This window comes from Azospirillum sp. UENF 312511, assembly GCF_058780635.1.
In genome coordinates this window covers 890461-910067 of record NZ_JBSNCG010000001.1, presented here as the reverse complement: position 1 = coordinate 910067, position 19607 = coordinate 890461, and the positions used below count along the sequence as shown (strand labels likewise).

General features: G+C 69.7%; 19 protein-coding genes. 4 read left to right on the top strand and 15 right to left on the bottom strand.

The features are described from left to right. Positions 1-10 precede the first annotated feature (10 nt). The 6 genes from ACWPN7_RS04135 to ACWPN7_RS04110 all read right to left on the bottom strand — a co-directional run bounded on the left by ACWPN7_RS04135 (position 11) and on the right by ACWPN7_RS04110 (position 7004). The gene (locus ACWPN7_RS04135; RefSeq protein WP_492273121.1) at positions 11-1630 is read right to left on the bottom strand and encodes a glycosyltransferase; all 1620 of its coding nucleotides are present in this window, start codon (positions 1628-1630) and stop codon (positions 11-13) included. A 65-nt stretch (positions 1631-1695) separates the two neighbouring features. Then, positions 1696-3642 (bottom strand): tetratricopeptide repeat protein, encoded by a 1947-nt coding sequence (locus ACWPN7_RS04130; RefSeq protein ID WP_459196725.1) that lies wholly within the window; start codon positions 3640-3642, stop codon positions 1696-1698. A 14-nt stretch (positions 3643-3656) separates the two neighbouring features. Then, on the bottom strand, positions 3657-4364 hold the full coding sequence (locus tag ACWPN7_RS04125; protein ID WP_247874697.1) for a sugar phosphate nucleotidyltransferase: 708 nt from the start codon (positions 4362-4364) through the stop codon (positions 3657-3659). Between the two features lie 164 nt (positions 4365-4528). After that, positions 4529-5080 carry a GNAT family N-acetyltransferase gene (locus ACWPN7_RS04120; RefSeq protein WP_459196724.1) on the bottom strand — a complete coding sequence of 184 codons (552 nt, stop codon included), beginning with the start codon at positions 5078-5080 and terminating at the stop codon, positions 4529-4531. A 29-nt stretch (positions 5081-5109) separates the two neighbouring features. Then, positions 5110-5868, bottom strand: a complete 759-nt coding sequence (locus tag ACWPN7_RS04115) for an SDR family NAD(P)-dependent oxidoreductase (protein WP_247887772.1) — start codon at positions 5866-5868, stop codon at positions 5110-5112. An 8-nt stretch (positions 5869-5876) separates the two neighbouring features. Beyond that, the gene (locus tag ACWPN7_RS04110) at positions 5877-7004 is read right to left on the bottom strand and encodes an aromatic ring-hydroxylating oxygenase subunit alpha (RefSeq protein ID WP_459196723.1); all 1128 of its coding nucleotides are present in this window, start codon (positions 7002-7004) and stop codon (positions 5877-5879) included. A gap of 118 nt (positions 7005-7122) precedes the next feature. On the opposite strand from ACWPN7_RS04110, the gene ACWPN7_RS04105 reads away from it, so the two are divergent. Continuing rightward, on the top strand, positions 7123-8205 hold the full coding sequence (locus ACWPN7_RS04105) for a 3-oxoacyl-ACP synthase III family protein (protein WP_103041520.1): 1083 nt from the start codon (positions 7123-7125) through the stop codon (positions 8203-8205). A gap of 11 nt (positions 8206-8216) precedes the next feature. Then, complete coding sequence (locus tag ACWPN7_RS04100) at positions 8217-8987, top strand: SDR family NAD(P)-dependent oxidoreductase (RefSeq protein WP_459196722.1); 771 nt, start codon at positions 8217-8219, stop codon at positions 8985-8987. Here ACWPN7_RS04100 and pseG read toward each other — a convergent pair. From pseG to ACWPN7_RS04080, 4 genes are all read right to left on the bottom strand, one after another. Then, a complete protein-coding gene (gene pseG, locus ACWPN7_RS04095; RefSeq protein WP_459196721.1) occupies positions 8974-10017 on the bottom strand; it encodes a UDP-2,4-diacetamido-2,4,6-trideoxy-beta-L-altropyranose hydrolase in 1044 nt (347 codons plus the stop codon). The two genes, ACWPN7_RS04100 and pseG, sit on opposite strands and share 14 nt — an antisense overlap. Before the next feature lie 17 nt (positions 10018-10034). Further along, entirely contained in the window at positions 10035-10709 is a 675-nt protein-coding gene (locus ACWPN7_RS04090) for a hypothetical protein (RefSeq protein WP_247874700.1), read from the bottom strand. 88 nt (positions 10710-10797) lie between these two features. Continuing rightward, positions 10798-11805, bottom strand: coding sequence for a cytochrome d ubiquinol oxidase subunit II (gene cydB / locus ACWPN7_RS04085; protein WP_040134234.1), 1008 nt, complete (start codon positions 11803-11805; stop codon positions 10798-10800). 5 nt (positions 11806-11810) lie between these two features. Further along, positions 11811-13220, bottom strand: a complete 1410-nt coding sequence (locus tag ACWPN7_RS04080; protein ID WP_149650404.1) for a cytochrome ubiquinol oxidase subunit I — start codon at positions 13218-13220, stop codon at positions 11811-11813. 300 nt (positions 13221-13520) lie between these two features. Between ACWPN7_RS04080 and rpoH the strand changes: the two genes are divergently transcribed. Continuing rightward, entirely contained in the window at positions 13521-14420 is a 900-nt protein-coding gene (gene rpoH / locus ACWPN7_RS04075; RefSeq protein WP_040134236.1) for an RNA polymerase sigma factor RpoH, read from the top strand. A 25-nt stretch (positions 14421-14445) separates the two neighbouring features. Here rpoH and ACWPN7_RS04070 read toward each other — a convergent pair whose 3' ends face one another. From ACWPN7_RS04070 to ACWPN7_RS04050, 5 genes are all read right to left on the bottom strand, one after another. Further along, positions 14446-15207, bottom strand: coding sequence for a DUF6969 family protein (locus ACWPN7_RS04070; protein WP_040134237.1), 762 nt, complete (start codon positions 15205-15207; stop codon positions 14446-14448). An 81-nt stretch (positions 15208-15288) separates the two neighbouring features. Next, positions 15289-15969, bottom strand: coding sequence for an ABC-type transport auxiliary lipoprotein family protein (locus tag ACWPN7_RS04065; protein ID WP_247887773.1), 681 nt, complete (start codon positions 15967-15969; stop codon positions 15289-15291). After that, entirely contained in the window at positions 15966-16925 is a 960-nt protein-coding gene (locus ACWPN7_RS04060; RefSeq protein WP_014198614.1) for an MlaD family protein, read from the bottom strand. The genes ACWPN7_RS04065 and ACWPN7_RS04060 overlap by 4 nt, the downstream gene beginning before the upstream one ends. A gap of 9 nt (positions 16926-16934) precedes the next feature. Next, a complete protein-coding gene (locus ACWPN7_RS04055; RefSeq protein ID WP_451993982.1) occupies positions 16935-17732 on the bottom strand; it encodes an ABC transporter ATP-binding protein in 798 nt (265 codons plus the stop codon). A 6-nt stretch (positions 17733-17738) separates the two neighbouring features. Further along, the gene (locus tag ACWPN7_RS04050) at positions 17739-18875 is read right to left on the bottom strand and encodes an ABC transporter permease (protein WP_040134239.1); all 1137 of its coding nucleotides are present in this window, start codon (positions 18873-18875) and stop codon (positions 17739-17741) included. Between the two features lie 199 nt (positions 18876-19074). Between ACWPN7_RS04050 and ACWPN7_RS04045 the strand changes: the two genes are divergently transcribed. Then, entirely contained in the window at positions 19075-19590 is a 516-nt protein-coding gene (locus ACWPN7_RS04045) for an adenine phosphoribosyltransferase (protein ID WP_035678983.1), read from the top strand. The last annotated feature ends 17 nt before the right edge of the window (positions 19591-19607 follow it).

The window sequence follows — 19607 nt, the reverse complement described above, 5'->3', positions numbered from 1 at the left end:
TGGTCGGGTGTCACTCTGCCACGGAAGCGGACGGCGGGTCTTCCCTTTGTGCGCCCGCCTTGGCCGCAGCCCGCAGAAGGTCCCGCGCCTCCTCGCCGTAGGCGAGCAGCCGTTCTGTGCAGCGGTGGCGGTCGCCGACGGTCCGGAAGCGGACGCGCGACAGCTCCGCCTGCCGTTCCCGCAGCACGGGGTCGGCGAACAGGGCGGCGGCACGCTCCACATAGGCGGCGGCGTCCGGCACGGGGATGCCCGCTCCGGCCACGCTCGCCACGTCGCCCCAGGCCAGCGTGACCACCGGAAGCCCTTCCGCAATGGCGTAGGCGGCGCTGCCGCCGCCGCCCTGGCGCGACGGGTTGAGGTAGGCGTGGCAGCGCCGGTAGAAGGCGCGGATGTCCTTGAGATGGCCCAGGCTGCGCATCCGCGCGCCGTTGCGCGCCGCCTTCAGCCGGGCCGGCAGTTGCTCAACCTCCCCTGCGAAGACGACCACCGCGCCGGGGCAGCGGTCGAGGATCGAGTTGGCGAGCGCAAGGAACTCCGCGGATACCTCGAGGTCCAGACGGGTGCCGACCACCGCGAAGACGAAGGCCGCATCGCCGAGATCGAGAGTGCCTCCGGCCCCCGTCGTGGGGGGCGGGGAGAAGCCCAGCGTGAAGGGCCGGAAGCGCCGCGCGAAGGGACCACGGTAGAGCGCCGGCATGGCGGCCGTGTGATTCCCCTCCTCATACCCCAGCACCAGATGGGCCAGCGAGATGGTCATGCCCGAGGTGGTGGGCAGGCAGACCACCGGCCGCGCGCCGGTCGCCGCGAACAGGTCACCCACCACGTTGGCCCCGCCGAAGGTCACCAGCAGATCGGGGTCGTAGCCGTCGATGGCCCCGACGATGGTGGACAGCTTGTCCTTGGAGAAGGCGCGGTCGGTGAAGGAGGCCGTCTTCACCTGCCGCCCGAACATCGTCAGGGCGAAGACGCCCTCGTAATCGGCGACCAGTTCCGCGACCATCGGCGGCACGAACAGGCTCTCGGCCCGCAACGGCATGGTGTTGCAGTTGATGATGGCGACATCGAGCCCGAAGTCGTCCTGGAGCCGGCTGGCGTAGTCGAAGCAGTCGCGCGAGGGCTGGTGCTGGTCGTTGGTGAACTGGTTGGTCAGCACGGCCACCCGGCGGATCGGCCCGTCGCGCGGCGTATGGCGCGGCGGAACGATGCCCCAGCGCCGCGCCACCGCCAGCACCAGCTCCTCATAGAAGCGGAACAGGTCGCAGGGTCCGAAGGCGGCCAGCTTCTCCGGCGCCGAGGCCGCCAGGAACAGCTGCCGCGCCATGCACCAGTAGGTGTAGTGCATCAATTGCGGCCCGACCCGCTCCCCGCCCAGCAGCAGGTAATGGAGAATCCGCTCGTAGTGGTAGAGGTCGCCGGACAGCTGGAACAGCACGGAGTGGAGCAGCACCGTCTCCGTGGTCGGCGGGTCGCGGCGCAAGTCCTCGGCGATGGACAGGCGGGCGTCCAAATCCAGTTCGCGGCGCATGCGCTCGCAATGGGCCGTCAGGGCGTTGAGGCGGTCGGCGTTGAACTGGCGCTCGGCCAGCAGCGCCTTCAACGTGGCGGCCTGTTCCCCGGCGATGTCGGACATGCGGATCCCCCAACCGGCGCCTGTGGTGCGCCCCGCCTCCTGATAGCCCCGGCGTGGTTAAGGTTTCAAGAATGCGCCGCGCGCTCGGCCAGAGCCGCCGCGACCTCGCCCACCGCCGTGGCCCAATCGCCGGGGCAGGGCTGGCGGAACAGGCGGGCGGTCGGGTACCAGGGGCTGTCGGCGCGGTCGAGCAGCCAGCGCCAGTCCGGCGCGTGGGACAGCAGCACCCACAGCGGAACGCCCAGCGCTCCGGCCAGATGGGCGGGCGCGGTGCAGGAGGACACCACCAGATCCAGCGACGCCATGATCGCCGCGGTGTCGGCGAAGTCGCGGATCTGCGGCGCCAGATCGGTAAAGGAGGGCGGCATCGCCCGCCGCGCCAGCTCGTCGTGTCCGGGGCCGAGTTGCAGGCCGAAGAAGCGGCAGCCCGGCACCGCCAGCAGCGGGGCCAGCGCCGCCAAGCCCGGCGACCGCTCGCGGTCCCCGGCGAACTGCGGGTTGCCGGCCCAGACCAGCCCGACCGTGAGACTGTCGCCGGCCAGCCGTCCCCGCCACGCCCCAATGCGCGCCGGATCGGCGCTCAGGTAGGGGACGGCGGCGGGAATGGTCTCCAGCCGGGTGGCGAAGGCCCGCGGCAGGCTGAGCAGCGGGCACTGCCAGTCGAAGGCGGGTAAAGCCTCGCCGCGCGCGAAGACCCGCTCCACCCCCGGCAGGCCGTGGAACAGGGGAACCAGATCGGCCCCGACCTCCAGCAGCACGCGGGCGCCGCGGGCGGCCACCAGGGGGGCGTAACGGACGAACTGGATGGCGTCGCCGCGGCCCTGCTCCTCGTGCAGCAGGATGGTTTGCCCGGCGATGCCCTCGCCGCTCCACAGCGGCTGCGGCAGGCCGCGCGGCCGGGTCGGGAAATCGGCGACGCCCCAGCGCGCCTCGTAGTCCTCCCAACCGCCGGTCAGGTCGCCGGCGAGCAGCCGGGCCAGGGAGCGGTTCCAGCGCGCCTCGGCGCTGGCCGGCTCAAGGCGGATGGCGCGATCGTGCAGGCGCAGCGAGGCGGCGATCTCCCTCTGGTCGCGCAACCGGTTCGCCAGACCGCTCAAAGCGTTGCGGTGATCCGGTTGAAGGGCAAGCGCGCGGCGGAGCGACCCCAGGGCGCCGGGTTCGGCAAGCGACAGCGCGTACCAGCCGTTCGCCGCGTCCGGACGCAGCCGCAGCAGACGGCGCAAAGCCCTCGCGGCCTCCCGCTCCCAGCCCGCCTTGTGCCGGGCGGCGGCGAGAAGCTCCAGCGCGCCGTCGTTCGCCGGGTCGAGCGCCAACGCGCCGCGCAGGGCCGCAACGGCGGCGCCCCACCGCCCCGCGTCGTAATGGGCGCGGCCAAGATTGAGCCGGGGCGTCGCGTCCTCCGGCAGCAGAGCCACGGCCTGCGCCAGCGCCGTCACCGCGTCCGGCTCCCTGGTCCGCTGGAGCGCCACGCCAAGATGGTGCCACGCCTCGCCATGGCCGGGACGCAGCCGGACGGCACGGCGCAGGGTCGACACCGCCTCACCGGTCCGCCCCGCGTAGCGCAGCAGGATGCCGGCCTGGGCCATCGGCTCGGCAAGGTCGGGCTGGATGAGGGTGGTGCGGCGATAGGCCGCCAGGGCGAGCCCGCTGTCCCCCGCCTGCCGCGCCGCCCCCGCCAGCGGGAAGGCGAGCGCCGCCGAATCGGGGCAAAGCCGCAGGGCGGCCCGGTATTCCGCGGCCGCCGCGGCGAGGTTGCCGCGGGCTTGATGCAGGGTCGCGAGGTTGGCGCGGTATTCGGGCTGGCCGGGGCGCAGCACCACCGCTTGGCCCAGCAGGTCGGCCGCCTGCTCCAGCCGCCCACTCTGGGCGCAGAGGAGACCGTAGAGGTGAAGAGCGTTCGGCTCGTCCGGAACGGCGTCGAGGATTCGCCCGTAGAGGGTTTCCGCCTCCTCCGTCCGCCCGGCGGTGTGGAGGTCGAGCGCGATGGCCAGCGCCTCGTCCAGCGTCGCCACGGCGCCCGCTCCGCTCAGGTCTCGCGGCCGCCGATCACGCTGGCGGCGACCGCCAGACTCTCCGGCGTGCCCATATCGATGAAGCGGGCCTTGGCGATGTGGCCGTGCAGCGTGCCCGGCGGCATCTTGTGCAGCACGTCGCGCGTCAGCGAGCTGGCCCCGGAGGCGGCGAGGCGGTCGAGGAAGGCCGCGGAGAAGAGGTAGACCCCGGCGTTGATGACGCCGCGCCCCGGCGCCTTGTCGAGGAATTGGCGGACCCGGCTGTCTGGCCCGACCTCCACCCGGCCGAAGCGGGCGGCGTCCTCGACCTCCACGCACAGAACCGACGCCTCGGCCCCCGACAGGCGGTGCGAGGCGACGAAGGCGCGCAGGTCGGCGTCCAGAAAGGTATCGCCGCTCATCACCAGGACGGTGCCGGCCTTGAGGTCCTTGCGGATGTAGGCGAGCGCCGCGGCGGAGCCCATCTGGCTCGGCTCGATCTGGCAGACGACGTCCAACGACCGGTTGGTGTCGCCCTGGGCCAGCCACGCCGTCACCCGGTCGGCCAGATGGCCCAGGCACAGCACCACCCGGCGCGCGCCGTAGGCGGCCAGATGGTCCAGCAGATGTCCGAGAAAGGCGCGGCCCGCGATGGGAGCCAGCACCTTGGGCGTGTCGCCCGAGACGCCCCGCATGCGCGAGCCGAGACCACCGGCAAGCAGCGTGACGTCGATGTCCGTCAAGGCTTCCTCAGGCCGCACCGTGCTTCCCCTCATGCTCCCGGCGCCGCGGCGCCGCCCCCACCCCCGCCGCATACCGCGTCGGCGGTGGATTGGTCAAACATTCGGTGGGGGTGACGGCGAACTTTCCCGGCCGACCGCCCAACGTAAGCCCCCAGCCGCTTGGCCTATTCCGCGAAGGTGGCCAGCGTGGTTTCGCGCGCGAAGATATGGGGGTGCCCCTCCCAATCGCTGCGCAGCGTCTCGAACACATGGACGTCGTGGAAACGGCCGTATTTCTGAACATGTTGACGCAGCACTCCGACCTCGCGCGCTTTCACAACCCTCTGGATGCGGATGACCGTGTCGTTGCCCTCCATGAAATAATTGAAGAGCTTGTTCATCCCCAAACCGTAGAAGCAATAATCCATGATGAAGCAGTGCAGGAAGCCGGCGAGCTTCCGCCGGTCCCTCTCATCCACGATATACGAGCCGGAGGAGCAGCGCAGATGCACCCGGTCGATGTCATAGTAGGAAAGATAGCCGACCGGGCGGCCCTCATGCTCGATGATGAAATGGCGGAAGTCCGCGCGGGCGTCCATCGCGGCCAGCCACGCGCGCTGCCGCTCGACGTCCGGGTCCTCCAGATCGGTGAACATGAAGCGGGTGATCGACGGCTCGGTTCGCCAGCGCAGCAGCATCGCGGCATCGTCGGTCGTCGGTCGGCGGAAGCGGAACATGGACCCTTACCCTTCGAACACGTGCGGCGTCAGGTCGCCAGATAGCCGCCATCCACCGGCAGCATCACCCCGTTGATCCAGCCGCTGGCCGGCGACAGCAGGAAGGCGATGGCCGAGGCCACGTCCTCCGGCTTGCCGAAGCCCATGGGATGGGCGGCGCGGATCGCCTCGAACTGCTCAGCCGTGGTGGTGCGGCGGAAGCGCTCCATCATCTCCGTCTCGACCATCGCCGGGGCGACGCAGTTGACGCGGATGCCGTCGCGCAGGAACTCCATGGCAAGCCCACGGGTGGCCGAGACCAGCCCGCCCTTGGCCGCCGAATAGACCACGTTGCCCGGCTGCCCGATCTCCGCGGCGACGGACGACACCAGCACCAGCGCCGCCGTTTCGGCGTGGCAGCCCTTCTGCCGCAGGCCGCGGGCCAGCGCCAGAGCGCTCAACAGGTTGGCGTGCAGGATGCCGTCGAAGAAGGCGCGGTCGACGCCGCGCACCGGCTTGCCGACCTGCACGCCAGCGCAATGGGCCAGACCGGCGATGGGACCGCCGGCGTCCGCCTGCGCCTTGACCCAGCCGGGAACGGCGTCGCTGTCCGACAGATCGAAGGCCGCCGTCCGGTGCCCCTCCCCCGGCAGAAGCGCCAGCGTCTCGGCCAACCGCCCGGCGTCGCGCCCGTTGAGCGTGACCCGTGCGCCGAGCCTCGCGGCCAGCAGAGCGGTCGCCCGCCCGATGCCGGCCGACGCGCCGGTGACCAGGACATGCCGTCCGGTGAGATCGACGAGCGGGCTCATGTCCCGGCTCATTCGGCGGCCATGCGGGCGAGCCACGCCCGGTGGAAGGCGGCGATGCGCTCCTCGCAGGAGCCGAGGACGGCCGGGGCCTGGACCTGCTTCAGCCCCTTGTGGGTGGCTTCGGCCACGCGCTGGTCCTCACCCAGGATGGTGCGGTTGAAGCCGGCGACGTTGGTCTCCACCGCCTTGCGCGCGGCCCCGCCCTTGGTCTGCGGCTTGGAGGTCTCACCCAGGAAAAGGCGGTAATGCAGCTCGCAGCGGTCCGGTCCGACCGGGTCGTAGGTCTGGACGCTCATCAGCGCTCCGTGGGAAACGCCGATGGCGAGGTTGGGGAAGATCAGATAGTGGTCGTAGCTTTCCAGCCGGTCGCTGCGCGGCAGCCCCATCTTCTGGCTCACCCCGTCCCACCAGCGCGCCGAGCCGTCGGACAGCTGGCTGACGCCCCGCGAATGCTCGCCCTCGTAGGAGCAGATCCACACCTTCTTCACGTAGCCCTTGAAGGTCTCCGGGTGGGTGGCGTCGACGTGGTAGACCTCCAGGGCGCTTTCCAGCGCCGCCTTCCAGTTGGCGTTCCAGGGCAGCACGCCTTCGTCGATGCGGTCGGTGAACAGGTCCGACAGATGGTCGAGGACGGCGCCATAGGCGCCCAATTGCTCGTCCAATCCGGGCCCGGCCGGCTCCAGCCGGACGAAGACGAAGCGGCCCCGCACCGCCACCTCGAAGCGCCGCAGGGCGAGGCGTTTCTTCGCGGCGTCGTCCAGCCCGAAATGCTCGCGGTTGCCGGGAATGCCGACCGGAACGCCGTCGCGGTTGAAGACCCAGCCGTGATAGGGGCAGACCGGTTTGCCGTTGCCGCAGGGCCGCAGGTGGATCAGCGAATAGCGGTGCGTGCAGACATTGTGATAGGCCCGCAAGTCACCGTCGAAATTCTGGACCAGAACCGAGATGCCGGCAATGTCCGCGGTGATGAAGTCGTTGTCGTTGCGCAGGTCGTCCGTAAATCCAACGAACATCCAGCAACGGCGGAAGACTCGCGCCGCCTCTTCGGCGTGATTGGCCTCGCCGGAGTAACGCTGGGGCGGAATCACCATGTCGGGCGGGAACGAAAGCTGGCTTTGCTGAACCCGGTCATCCATGGCTGATTCCATTTATCGGTTCGTTAATCATTCGACCCTAGCGTTCTTTCGGTTAATAGTCTCCGAATTCGCCCAAGTCCAGGACGGACGGAAGGGCGGCGGAGGGAGGGAGCATCCGGTGAAGGCCATCATCGAGGGCGTGCGCATCGCGGGATTCCGGGCCGCCGTGCCGCCGCACCGCCATTCCTTTCTGGAGGACCACTCCCTCTTCACGGCGGAGGAGGCGGAGAAGCTGTTCGCCACCACCGGTGTCTACGAGCGGCGCATCGCCCCGCCGCACATCTGCGCGTCGGACATGTGCGTCGCGGCGGCGGAAGGGCTGCTCGCCCAGCTCGGCTGGGACCCGGCCAGCGTCGACGTGCTGGTCTTCGTGTCGCAGGACCCCGACTACAACGTGCCCGCGACCTCCTGCGTCATGCAGAAGCGGCTGGGGCTGGCGACGGGGGCGGCCTGCTTCGACGTCAACCTGGGCTGCTCCGGCTTCGTCTACGGGCTGTGGATGGCCGGGCGGCTGCTCGGCGGATCGACGGGCCGGCGGGCCATCGTGCTGTGCGGCGACACCAGCTCGCGCCACCTCGTGCCGGGCGACCGCTCCACCCTGCCGCTGTTCGGCGACGCGGGCGGCGCCGTGGCGCTGGAGGTCAGCCAGGGGGCCGCGCCGATCCATGTCGTCGTCGGCACCGACGGCGGCGGGGCCAAGAACATTTGGGTCAAGGCCGGCGGGCGCCGCAACTCGCTGGTGCCCGGACGCGAGCCCTGGCCGGTGGAAAAGCAGGAGCGGATGTTCACCGACTCGCGCCTGTCGCTGAACGGAGCGGAGGTCTTCGCCTTCACGCTGCGCGCCGTGCCGCCGCTGATCCGCGAGACGCTGGAGTTCGCCGGCGTGGGGGTGGAGGACATCGACCTCTGCGTGATGCATCAGGCCAACGCCTTCATGCTGGAGCATCTGCGCAAGAAGACCAAGTTCCCGCCGGAAAAATTCCTCGTGGACATGCACGACTTCGGCAACACCAGCTCCGCCTCCATCCCGCTGGCGGTCAGCCACCGGCTGGGCGAGGCGCTGTCCACCGGCACGCGCAAGATGCTGCTGGCCGGCTTCGGCGTCGGCTGGTCCTGGGGCGCCATAGTGGCCGACGTCGGGCCGATCCCCGCCCCGGCGGTGCAGGAAATCCCCGACGACTTCCCCCTGCTGACCCCCTGAGCCGCCGGACCATGCGCAACCCGCTCGACCTCACGGGACGGCGCCTGCTGGTGACCGGAGCCTCCGCGGACAGCGACATCGGGCGGGAGATTTGCCGGACGCTGGCCGGGCTGGGCGCCGCGCTGACGCTGGTCGGCCGACGCGCCGACGCGCTGGAGGCCACCCGCGTCCTGCTGGACGGGCCGGAGCGGCACAGCGTCGCCCCCTTCGACCTGACCGACCTCGACGCCATTCCCGGCTGGATGAAGGGGCTGGCGGAGGCGGGCGGTCCCTTCGTCGGTCTGGTTCATTCCGCGTCGAAGCAAGGTTACTCCGTGCTGCGGCAGATCAACCGGGCGCAGTTCGACAGCTATTTCACGCTGAACGTCGGGGCGTCGCTGATGCTGGCGCGCGGCTTCCACCAGAAGGGCGTCGTCTCGCCGGGCGGCGGGTCGATCGTCTATGTCGGGTCGGTCGCCGGGCTGAAGGGCCAGAAGGGCCGCTCGCTCTACGCCGCGAGCAAGGCGGCGCTGGTCTCGGTGGCGCAGTCGCTGGCGCTGGAACTGGCCGACAAGCGCATCCGCGTCAATGTGGTGGCCCCAGCGGTGGTGCTGGGCGCCAAGGCGGAGAAGCAGTTCGCCATGCTGCCGGCGGAGCAGAACGCCGCGCTCGCCGCTGCCCACCCGCTGGGCTACGGCGCACCGCAGGATGTGGCCGACGCCGTGGCCTATCTGCTGGCCGACAGCGGACGCTGGGTGACGGGGACGGTGCTGCCCGTGGACGGCGGCTTCACCGCGGGGTGATCGCCTCCGCCAGCGCACGCGCGATGCGCAAGGCACCCTGGCCATCGACAATCCCCGCCAGCTTTCCCGCCATGGTCCGCCGCCGCGCCGGATCGGCCCACAGCTCCAGCGCCACGTCCACGATCCGCTCCGGAGCACCTTCGGTCTGTCCGGCCACCAGGGCGCACCAGCCCAGAGCCTCCGACTGGCGGGCGGCCTCCAACTGGTTGTCGGCGATGGTGACGAGGACGGTGGGCGTGCCGATGGCCGCCAGTTCCCCCGTCGTGGTGCCCGCCGCCGAGACGGCCAGCCCGGCCTGGGCCATCAGGTGACCCATGCGCGGCGTGTCGCGGTGCAGCCGCACGCTGTCTTTGAGACGCCCTGCCGCGGCCTCCACCGCGGCCACGTCGCGCACCGCACCGCCGACCGCAACATCCAGCCAGACGCCGGTCGGCAGGCGGGGAGCAAGGCGTTCGATCACCGGAGCCGTCAGCCCCAGCGGGTCGGAGCCGCCGAAGGTCACCAGCAGGCCGCGGCGTTCCTCCAACGGCGGCTTGGCCGCCGCCGCGGCCTCCCGCACCTCCCGCCGCAGCGGCGCATAGGCCGGGCCGAGCAACAGCCGGGCGTCCGGGTTGCCCTTGCGGTAGGGCAGCGACGCGGCGTCCGGCGCGGCGTTGACGATCAGCCCGGCGTGGATCGGCTCCCCCGTCCCGGCGTCGTCGAAGGCCAGGATGGGCAGCCCCGTCTCGGCCAGCCCGGCCCGCCAGTCTTCGGAGAATCCATAACCGTCCAGCACGATGGCCGCGGCGTCGGCTTCCACCGCAATGGCGCGCGTCGCGGCGAGATCGGCGGCACTGCCGGGGGCCGCGTCGATCCGGTGAACGGCGATGCCGGCGGCGCGCAGACGCTCTTCCAAGGCCGATGGCAGGCTCGCCGCGGCGAACAGCGCATCGCCGCCCAGTTCCTGCACGGCCTCCGCCACGGCGAGGCAGCGCATGACGTGCCCGGCCCCGATGGAGGCTCCGGCGTCGGCGCGGAACAGCACCCTCACGGGCCGTCTCCCGGCCTTCAATGCAGGGTCGGCGCGTTTGGCCCGGTGGGGCGCAGCCGCGTGCGGGCCGAGGACAGGCAGAAGGCGTGCCAGTAGAGCGCGACGAGGGCGCCCGGCATGCTGTCCAGCTCATGCCCCGGCAAAGCGGTGATGTTCGCCGCGTGGGCCATGGCGGCGTTGGCGGCGTTGAGGCTGTGCTGCGCCGCCGGACCGATCAGCGCCAGCGTCTCCGCCAGCGCGCGGGCGTCGAGGCGCAGGGTCGCCGGGGCGACGGTCACTTGGGCGGTCCCGTCGCGCAGGCGCCCGATGGCGATGTAGGCCTCCAGAAGGTCCGGCCGGTCCTCCGGACGAATCACCGCGGCGACCACGCGGTTGCCGGTCAGCGGGCCGGTGCCGTCGAACTCGAACACCACGGCGCGCTCGGCCTGCCGGGCCTCGGCCAGGGCGGCGGCGCGCTCCCCGGCGGAGACTCCGGCCAGCCGCATCGCCTCCTCGAACATCTCCGGACGCCCGCCGCCCTCGGCGTGGACGACCAGCGGAGCGTCCATCGTCGCGGCGATGGCGAGACGGCGCGCCATGATGTTCACCGCCTCCTCGGCCGCGTCTTCTGGAAGCGTGTCCTGCAGAAGCTCCGCGCCCTTGCGCAGCATCACCTCGGCGAAGCTGATGTCCGGGGCGGTGTCTGGGGTCATGGCGCGGTCTCCGTCGAAAAGGGGTCGACTGTTGTACGCCAGCGTCGGGCAGGTTCTCAATAATCGCCGCCTTCAATGATAACCGCCATCAATGATAACCAATGGCGCCCGTCACCTTGCCGCGGAAAACCCAATAGCTGTACGCGGTGTAGATCAGGATCGTCGGAATCAGGAAGGCCATGCCGATCAGCAGGAAGACCTGGGTTTCCGGAGGGGCGGCCGCCTGCCACACGGTGATTCCCGGCGGGATCAGCACCGGCCACAGGCTGATCGCCAGCCCCAGGTAGGACAGGGCGAACAGCCCCATGGCGAAGGCGAAGGGCAGCACCTCCCGCCCCTCGTCCAGCGCCCGCCACAGGCCGAAGGCGAGGAAGCCGACCATCAGCGGCACCGGCGACAGCAACAGGATGTTGGGAACCGAGAACCAGCGCGCGGCAATGGAAGCGTCCAGGAAGGGCGTCCACAGGCTGACCGCCGCGACCAGAACCAGCACCACGATGAGGAGTCGCCGCGCCACGCGGAAGCACCAGTCCTGCAAAATCCCGATGGTCCGCCAGATCAGCCACGTGCTCCCCAGCAGCGCGTAGCCGGCGATCAGCGCCACGCCGCAGAACAGGCTGAAGGGGGTCAGCCAGTCCAGCATGGTCCCGGCGAAGTTGCGCCCCTCCACCTCGATCCCCTGGATGAAGGAGCCGAGGACCACCCCCTGCGCGAAGGTGGCGAGCAGCGAGCCGAGGAAGAAGGCCTTGTTCCACAAATGGCGGCTGCTCCGCGCCTTGAAGCGGAACTCGAAGGCGACGCCGCGGAAGATCAGGGCGATCAGCATCAGCAGCAGCGGCAGATACATCGCCGGCAGGACGATGGCGTAGGCGATGGGAAAGGCCGCGAACAGCCCCGCCCCGCCGAGGATCAGCCACGTCTCGTTGAAGTCCCAGACCGGCGCCACCGAGTTCATCATGACGTCCCGCGCCTCCTCGCTGGGGGCGAAGGGGTAGAGGATGCCGATACCGAGGTCGAAGCCGTCCATCAGCACATACATGAAGACGGCGAAACCAACGATGGCGACCCAGGCGAGGGTCAGCAGGCTGCCTTCCATGGGCGTCACTCCGCGGGTTCGATGGATTCGCCGGGCACCGACAGCGGCCGCTTCGGCTGGTGGCCCTGCGCCACCGCCGGGACCTCCAGATCCTCGTCGTTCAGCCGCGCCGGGCCGATGGTCAGCAAGCGGAACAGATAATAGGTCCCGGCCCCGTAGATGATCGCGTAGACCACCATGAACACGATCAGCGAGGTCAGCACCGCGCCACCGGTCAGCGCCGGGGTGACCGCGTCCGCCGTGCGGATCATCCCGTAGACGACCCAGGGCTGGCGCCCGATCTCGGTGGTGAACCAGCCGGCGAGTATGGCGATGAAGCCCAGCGGCATGCAGCCGACCAGAACCTTATGGAACCAGTGCGGGCTGTAGAGTTTCCCGCGCACCCGCTGCACCAGATGGATCAGCGCCACCGTCAGCATGACCATGCCGATCGCCACCATGATGCGGAAGGTCCAGAACAGGATTTCCGGGTTCGGCCGGTCCGCCACCGGGAAGTTCTTCAGGCCGGGAACCACCCCGTCCCACTCGTGGGTCAGGATCAGGCTCGACAGGGCGGGAATGGCGATTTCCGCGTGGTTGGTCTCCGCCTCGTTGTCGGGGATGGCGAACAGGATCAGCGGTGCCCGCGCCCCGCCCTCCCAATGGCCCTCCATCGCGGCGATCTTGGCCGGCTGGTGCTCCAGCGTGTTCAGCCCGTGCAGGTCGCCGAGGAAGATCTGCAAAGGCGCCAGGATGGTGATGAGCGCCAACGACATGCTGAGCCCAACCCGCGCGTGTTCCAGGAAGCGGTTGCGCAGCAGATAGAAGGCGCTGATGCCCGCCACCACGAATCCGGTGGTCAGGAACATCGCGGTCAGCATGTGGGCCAGCCGGTAGGGGAAGGAGGGGTTGAACACCACCGCCCACCAGTCGGTGACGAAGAACCGCCCGTCGCGCAGTTCCGCCCCCGCCGGGGTGTGCATCCAACTGTTCGCCGAGAGAATCCAGAAGGAGGACAGCACCGTCCCGGTGGCCACCAGAACCGCCGCCAGGAAATGGATGCCCCGCGGCACGCGGTCCCGCCCGAACAGGAGGATGCCGAGGAAGGCGGCCTCCAGGAAGAAGGCGGTCACCACCTCGTACTGGATCAGCGGCCCCAGAACGTTGCCGACGATGTCGGACCAGCGGCTCCAGTTCGTGCCGAACTGGTAGGTCATCACGATTCCCGACACCACGCCCATGCCGAAGGAAATGGCGAAGATCCGCGTCCAGAATTCCGACAGGCTGCGGTACAGCGCCTTGCCGGTGATCAGCCAACGCGCCTCCAGAACGGCGATCCAGCAGGCCAGCCCCACCGTAAAAGATGGGAAAAGAATGTGAAAAGAAATCACGAAAGCGAACTGGATTCGTGACAGAAGCAGCGGATCGAGGTCCATGGCCGCGGCCCTCCATTGACGCTCACAGGGCCGATTCCAGGCGGCCCAACCGACCCCCAACGCGGCCTGTCCCGGGGAGTTCCCATTTTCCGGCTGCGGATACTTTCTTTCCCCCCACCCCTTGAACCGCCGCCGCGACCTCTTATTTCTAAGCTCTTGCCGACATCCACACATTTACGGCCGGCCCTGGGCCACAGCCGATCTCAACCCCGCTCCGATGGCCCCGCCGGCCAGCCGGGCCGGGGTCCATCGGTCCATTGCAGGGTGTTTCCCGAGGATGCCGGAATCAGGAGAAGCTCTTTGACGGAACTGGCAGTTTCTGGCGAACCCCTCACCCTCTTTCTAAAAGAAACCCGCAAGTACGACTACCTCACCCCCGAGCAGGAACGCGACCTCGCCATCCGCTGGCGGGAGCGGCAGGACCGCCGCGCCCTCGACAAGCTGATCGGCAGCCACCTCCGGCTCGTTTTCAAAATGGCCCGCGGCTACCAGGGCTACGGGCTACCGCTGTCCGACCTGATCGCCGAGGGCAACGTCGGCGTCATGCAGGCGGCGCAGAAGTTCGACCCCGACAAGGGATTCCGCTTCGCCACCTACGCGTCCTGGTGGATCCGCGCGGCGATCCAGGAATATGTGCTGCACAACTGGTCGCTGGTGAAGATCGGCACCACGGCGGCCCAGAAGAAGCTGTTCTTCAGCCTGCGCCGGCTGAAGGCGCAGTTGCAGGACGCCGAGAACGGCACCTTCGGCGGCGATCTGTCTCCGGAAGCGGTGGAGAGCATCGCGACGACGCTGGACGTCTCCCAGGCCGACGTGATCGAGATGAACCGCCGGTTGGGCACCGACCGCTCGCTCAACGCCACCCTGGCCGAGGATGGCGACAGCGAATGGCTGGACCTTCTGGCCGACGAGGGCCCCGACCAAGAGGCGATCCTGGCCGGTGCGCAGGAGCGCAAGCGCCGGCAGCAGTTCCTCAAGCTGGGGCTGGGCGTTCTCGACGACCGCGAGCGGCAGATCCTGGTGGCCCGCCGCCTGCGCGACGAGCCGCTGACCCTGGAGGAGCTGAGCCAGCACTTCCACGTCTCGCGCGAGCGCGTGCGCCAGCTCGAGGTGCGCGCCTTCGAGAAGGTCCAGAAGGCGGTGATGGCCCAGGCCCGGCAGGTTCCGGGCACCACGGGCAAGGCGCTGCTGCCGGTGTGACCGGCGGCAGCCTCCCCACGGTGCGTTACGGCGTGACGAAGCGCGGCGGTTCCGGCAACACGGAGGACCGCCGCCGCACGCCGCGCAACGCGTGATCCACCGTCGCGATCTGCTCCTCCACCGAGATCAGAATCTGCGACGTGACCTCCAGCGTCCGATCCTCGTAGACCCAGCCGTCCGGATGGCGGTCGCTCCAGGCGGCGACCGTCCGGTCGCGCTCGTGCAGCAGGCTGATGATCTGCGGCCGGAACAGCCGAAGCATCGCAGTGATCCAGCGGTTCGCCGGCCAGGACGGGCGGGCGTGATCGACGGTGAAGCTGTCGAGCATGCGGATCACGTCCTCGGCCCCGTACCACGTCTCCCCCGTCACCCAGCGGTTCGTCGTGAACAGGCGCACCGGCTGCCCCGCCACGTCCATGGCGATCCCCACCAGATGGGACAGCGCGTCGTTGGGGTTGTCCGGCTCCTCGTAATCCCGCAAGGGCACCGGCTCCATGCCCGGCGGCATCCCGAGCGGGCGCAGGAAGGTGTGGAAGTGCCCGTGCTCACCGTCGGGCCGCTCGTCCTCGGGATGGCAATGGTAATAGTACTGGGCGTGATACTCGGCGTCGTAGACGTCGCCCGGCGGGTAGTGGCGCCATTCGTAGAGCGTGCCGTGCCCGCGCAGAAGCTCCCCCACCACCGTGTCGCCGGTCTTGGCGAGCACGCGCTGGCACTGCCGGACCTCCCGCGCGGCCTCCGACATCGCCTGCAACTCGTCGCGCGAAAGCTCCGAAAGCTCCATCATCGGATGCTCTGCCCCGTCAGCCCCTGCCCTTCCTGGATCCCTATTACGTATGAGGCTTTGTACGCATAGCAAGCGCTTTCCTTAACGGACGCCCGCCGAACGGCCACGGCCGGCATCCGCACGGAACACCGCCTCGCCCCGCCGCAGGGTCCAATCCACCAGCGCGCCTTCCACCTGACCCAGCGCCGTGTTGAAGGCGGCGATCACGTCGGTGAAATCCGACCCGCGCACCGGGACCACGGCGTCGAAGGTCTCGCCCGCCTCGATGGTCCGGTTGGGCATGGCGACCAGCTTGGCCGACAGCCGCACCCGCACCCGGTCCGGCGCCGCGGCGCTGGCGTCGCTGAATTCCGCCTGGAAGTCGCGCAGTTCGGTCTTCAGCAGGAAGTCGGAGCGCAAGCCCGCGGAATCCCGCCCGACCGAGACGATCCGCCGGCTGTCCTCGAAGGACTGGACGATCAGCCCCTGCACCATGTTCGGCGCCCGGTCGGCCCAGGACACCCCGGCAAAGTAGTCGAGCGCGGTGGCCGAGCGGGTGACCGCGATGCGCGGCGTGTCGATGCCGGCGCTGGCCGCCGGAGGCTCCACCAGCAATTGCCAGCTCACCGGCGGCAGCCCGGACTCCGCCACGGCCCCCGGCGTCAGCGTGTAGAGGCTGGGCGCGGTGGGGTTCAGCGCCGCGCAGCCGGTCATCAGGCCGACCGCCAGCAGCGCCGTCGCCGCCCCCTTCATCAAACGGCTCGTCACCAAGCGGTTCGTCATCGTCCACGCACCTCCACGCCCTGGCGGGTTCCGCCGAACAGGAAGTTCGACGGGTCGTTTTCGATCCGCGTCACGACGCGGGACAATTGCCCCGACAGGTCGCGCAACTGCGAGATCAACAAAGTCAGCTCATACAGCCCGCCGCCGGTGAAGTCGCGGATCGCCCCGCGGTTCTCCCCGATCATGGCGTTGAGCTGGTTGGCGGTCTTGTTGAGCGATCCGGCCAGCGTGTGCAGATCGCCGCTCACCGTCTTCATGCCGCCTTCCACCGCGGCCAGCGTGCGCTGCGCCTGGTCCATGGTCTCGCCGATCTGCGGCCCGACCGTCTCGAAGCCCTGGAGCGTCCGGTTGGCCTGGGCGAGCGTCGTGTCCAGCCCCTGGCTGGCGCGGGCCAGCTCACCGGTCAGGTCGCGGGTGTTCGCCAGGATCTCGGCGATGGCCGCTTGATTCTGCGGGGTCAGCAGGTCCGCCACCCGGTTGGTCAGGTCGAGCGCGCGGTTCAGAAGCTGCGGCGCGGCGTCGACGAAGACCGTCAGCGACGACGGGCGCGACGGGATCACCGGGATGCCGCCGTCATGCGCGGTGCGCAGAAGCTCGCTCATCTCCGTGCCGCCGGAAATCTGGACGTAGGCGCCGCCGGTGATGCCCTGGACCTCCAGCGAGGCGATGGAGTCGGTCTTGATCGGCGTGCCTTCCTGCACCTCGATCCGCACGCGCACGCGGCTGACGTCGTTGGGGTCCAGGCGGATGTCGGTCGCCGTGCCCACGGGGATGCCGCGGTAGCGCACCGGGCTGCCCTCCTGAAGGCCGGTCACCGAACCGGTGAAGTAGATGTAATAGGGCTGGCGCGTCTCCTCCAGCTGGATCTTGGCGACCCAGACCGTGAAGACGAAGAGGCCGGCGAGCAAGGCCAACACGAAGCTGCCCACAAGGATGTAGCTGGTGCGGGTTTCCATGGCGTCCGGTCAGCTTTCTGCATGGCGCGCGGCGCGGCCGCGCGGTCCGTGGAAATAGTCGTGAATCCAGGGGTGCGGGTCGCGGAGATGCTCCTCCAGCGTGCCCACGCGAATCCTCTTGTCCACCAGCACGGCGATGCGGTCGCAGATGGAGGTCAGGCTGTCCAGGTCGTGGGTGACCATGAAGACGGTCAGCCCCAGGCTGCGCTGGAGGTTGCGGATCAGCTGGTCGAAGGCGGCGGCGCCGATGGGGTCCAGCCCGGCGGTCGGCTCGTCGAGGAACAGGATGTCGGGGTCGAGCGCCAGCGCGCGGGCCAGACCGGCGCGCTTGATCATGCCGCCCGACAGCTCCGACGGGAACTTCGCCCCGGCGTTGGCCGGCAGGCCGGACATGGCGATCTTGACCCGTGCGATCTCCGCCGACAGCGCCGCCGACAGGTCGGTGTGCTCGCGCAGCGGGACCATGACGTTCTGCGCCACGGTCATCGAGCTGAACAGCGCGCCGTTCTGGAACAGCACGCCGGTGCGCGCCTGGAGCGCCACCCGCTCCGATTCCGGCAGGCCGGCGGTGTCGCGGCCCAGCAGCTCGATCCGGCCGTCCGCCGGGCGGATCAGGCCGAGGATCTCCTTGAGCAAGACCGACTTGCCGGTGCCGGAGCCGCCGACCACGCCCAGCACCTCGCCCCGCCGCACGTCGAGGTCGAGCCCGTCATGGACCACCTGCGGGCCGAAGCGCGTGACCAGCCCGCGCACGCGGATCACCGCGTCCTGCGCACCGGTCCGTTGGTCATCGTCGAAAGGCGCCACGGTCCCTCACAGCCTGAGGAAGGAGAACAGGACGGAGAAGACCGCGTCCAGGACGATCACCAGGAAGATGGACTCCACCACCGACTTGGTGGTCAGCGTGCCCACGCTCTCGGCGCTGCCCGAGACCTTCAGCCCCTCGTAGCAGCCAACCATGGCGATCACCAGCGCGAAGACCGGCGCCTTCACCAGTCCAACCAGGAAATGCGGCAGGGTGACGGCGCCATGAAGCTGGCGGATGAACTGCCCGAAGGTGATGTCCAGCGTCGCGTAGCTCATCACCGCACCGCCGAACAGCCCCATGATGTCGGCGTAGAAGGCCAGCAGCGGCAGGGTGATCATCAGGGCCAGCGCGCGCGGCACCACCAGAAGCTCCACCACGTCCAGGCCCAGCGTGCTGATGGCGTCCACCTCCTGGTTCACCTTCATGGTGCCGATCTGCGCGGTGAAGGCGGAGCCGGAGCGCCCCGCCACGATGATGGCGGTCATCAGGATGCCGATCTCGCGCAGGATCGACACGCCCAGCAGGTTGACCACGAACAGCTCCGCCCCAAAGCGGCGGAGCTGGTCCGCCCCCTGGAAGGCCAGCACCACGCCGATCAGGAAGGACAGCAGCCCGAGGATCGGCAGGGCGTTCAGCCCGGTCTGCTCGATGTGGAACATCACCGAGCGGAAGCGCAGCCGCCGCGGGTTGACGATGAGTCGCCCGAAGGTGATGGCGATGAGGCCGAGGAAGGACAGCAGGTCCCGCCCCTCGCGCAGCCCATCGACGGCGGTGCGCCCGGTGCGCTCCAGCATGTCGAGGATGGGGCGGTGCGTCTGCGCCCGCTCGACCGGCGGGGGGCCGACCTCGCGCACGGCGTCGAACAGGGCGGCGTGCTCCGGGCGGATGGCGGCCAGATCGACGCCGTGGCCCGCCGCCTTCAGCCGGTCGGACAGGGCGGACAGCAGATAGGCGCCGACCGTGTCCATGGCGTCCAGCCGCGACAGGTCGAGACTGACCGCCCCGCCGCCGTCCAGCGCGAAGCCGTCGAGCGTGCCCGAAAGCCCACCCGCGGCCTTCAAATCCCAATGGCCGAGAGCCGCCAGCCGCCATTCACCGTCGCCGGCGCGCGACGATTCCAACCACGCCCTTTCGCGCGCCATGCCCCGTCCTGCCCTTCCCTTCCGGTGCCGCCATGCGGCGATGCTCATGCTTATGGAGAGGAACTTGGCCGCAAGCCCCCCCGATGGTCAACCTCAAGCCGGGGAAAAACAGCCGCACAGCGGTGGTTTGCACGCGGAGGTCCGCCCCGATAGTATGGCGCCGCCGTTGCACAGGAACCTTTTCACCATGCCGAACCCCATCGACCTGAAGAACCACATCCGCGGCATCGCCGACTTCCCCAAGCCCGGCATCCTCTTCTACGACATCTCCCCGCTGCTGGCTCACGCCGAGGCGTGGAAGGAGGCGGTGGACCAGCTCGCCGAGGCGCTGCGCCCGCACAAGCCGGAGCTGCTGGTGGGCATCGAGTCGCGCGGCTTCCTGATCGCCGCCCCGCTGGCCCTGGCGCTCGGCACCGGCTTCATCATGGTGCGCAAGCACGGCAAGCTGCCCGGCGACAAGGTCGCCCATTCCTACGACCTGGAATACGGCACCGACACCATCGAGGTTCAGGCCGACGCCGTGAAACCCGGCCAGCGCGTGGTCGTCCTCGACGATCTGCTGGCGACCGGCGGCACCATGGCCGCGGCGATCAGCCTGCTGCGCCGCGTCGGCGCCGACGTCCGCGCCGCCGCCTTCCTGGTCGAGCTGACCTTCCTCAACGGCCGCGACAAGCTGGACGTGCCCAGCGTCTCGCTGATGAGCTACGATTCGTAAAAGCGCCTTCCGGAAAG

Coding starts and splice junctions, on each gene's coding strand:
- ACWPN7_RS04115 (WP_247887772.1), bottom strand. CDS start 5,868: ATGAGCCCGCTCGTCGATCTCACCGGACGGCATGTCCTGGTCACCGGC.
- ACWPN7_RS04110 (WP_459196723.1), bottom strand. CDS start 7,004: ATGGATGACCGGGTTCAGCAAAGCCAGCTTTCGTTCCCGCCCGACATG.
- ACWPN7_RS04100 (WP_459196722.1), top strand. CDS start 8,217: ATGCGCAACCCGCTCGACCTCACGGGACGGCGCCTGCTGGTGACCGGA.
- ACWPN7_RS04080 (WP_149650404.1), bottom strand. CDS start 13,220: ATGGACCTCGATCCGCTGCTTCTGTCACGAATCCAGTTCGCTTTCGTG.
- ACWPN7_RS04065 (WP_247887773.1), bottom strand. CDS start 15,969: ATGACGAACCGCTTGGTGACGAGCCGTTTGATGAAGGGGGCGGCGACG.
- cydB (WP_040134234.1), bottom strand. CDS start 11,805: ATGGAAGGCAGCCTGCTGACCCTCGCCTGGGTCGCCATCGTTGGTTTC.
- ACWPN7_RS04135 (WP_492273121.1), bottom strand. CDS start 1,630: ATGTCCGACATCGCCGGGGAACAGGCCGCCACGTTGAAGGCGCTGCTG.
- ACWPN7_RS04060 (WP_014198614.1), bottom strand. CDS start 16,925: ATGGAAACCCGCACCAGCTACATCCTTGTGGGCAGCTTCGTGTTGGCC.
- ACWPN7_RS04120 (WP_459196724.1), bottom strand. CDS start 5,080: ATGTTCCGCTTCCGCCGACCGACGACCGACGATGCCGCGATGCTGCTG.
- ACWPN7_RS04050 (WP_040134239.1), bottom strand. CDS start 18,875: ATGGCGCGCGAAAGGGCGTGGTTGGAATCGTCGCGCGCCGGCGACGGT.
- ACWPN7_RS04070 (WP_040134237.1), bottom strand. CDS start 15,207: ATGATGGAGCTTTCGGAGCTTTCGCGCGACGAGTTGCAGGCGATGTCG.
- ACWPN7_RS04090 (WP_247874700.1), bottom strand. CDS start 10,709: ATGACCCCAGACACCGCCCCGGACATCAGCTTCGCCGAGGTGATGCTG.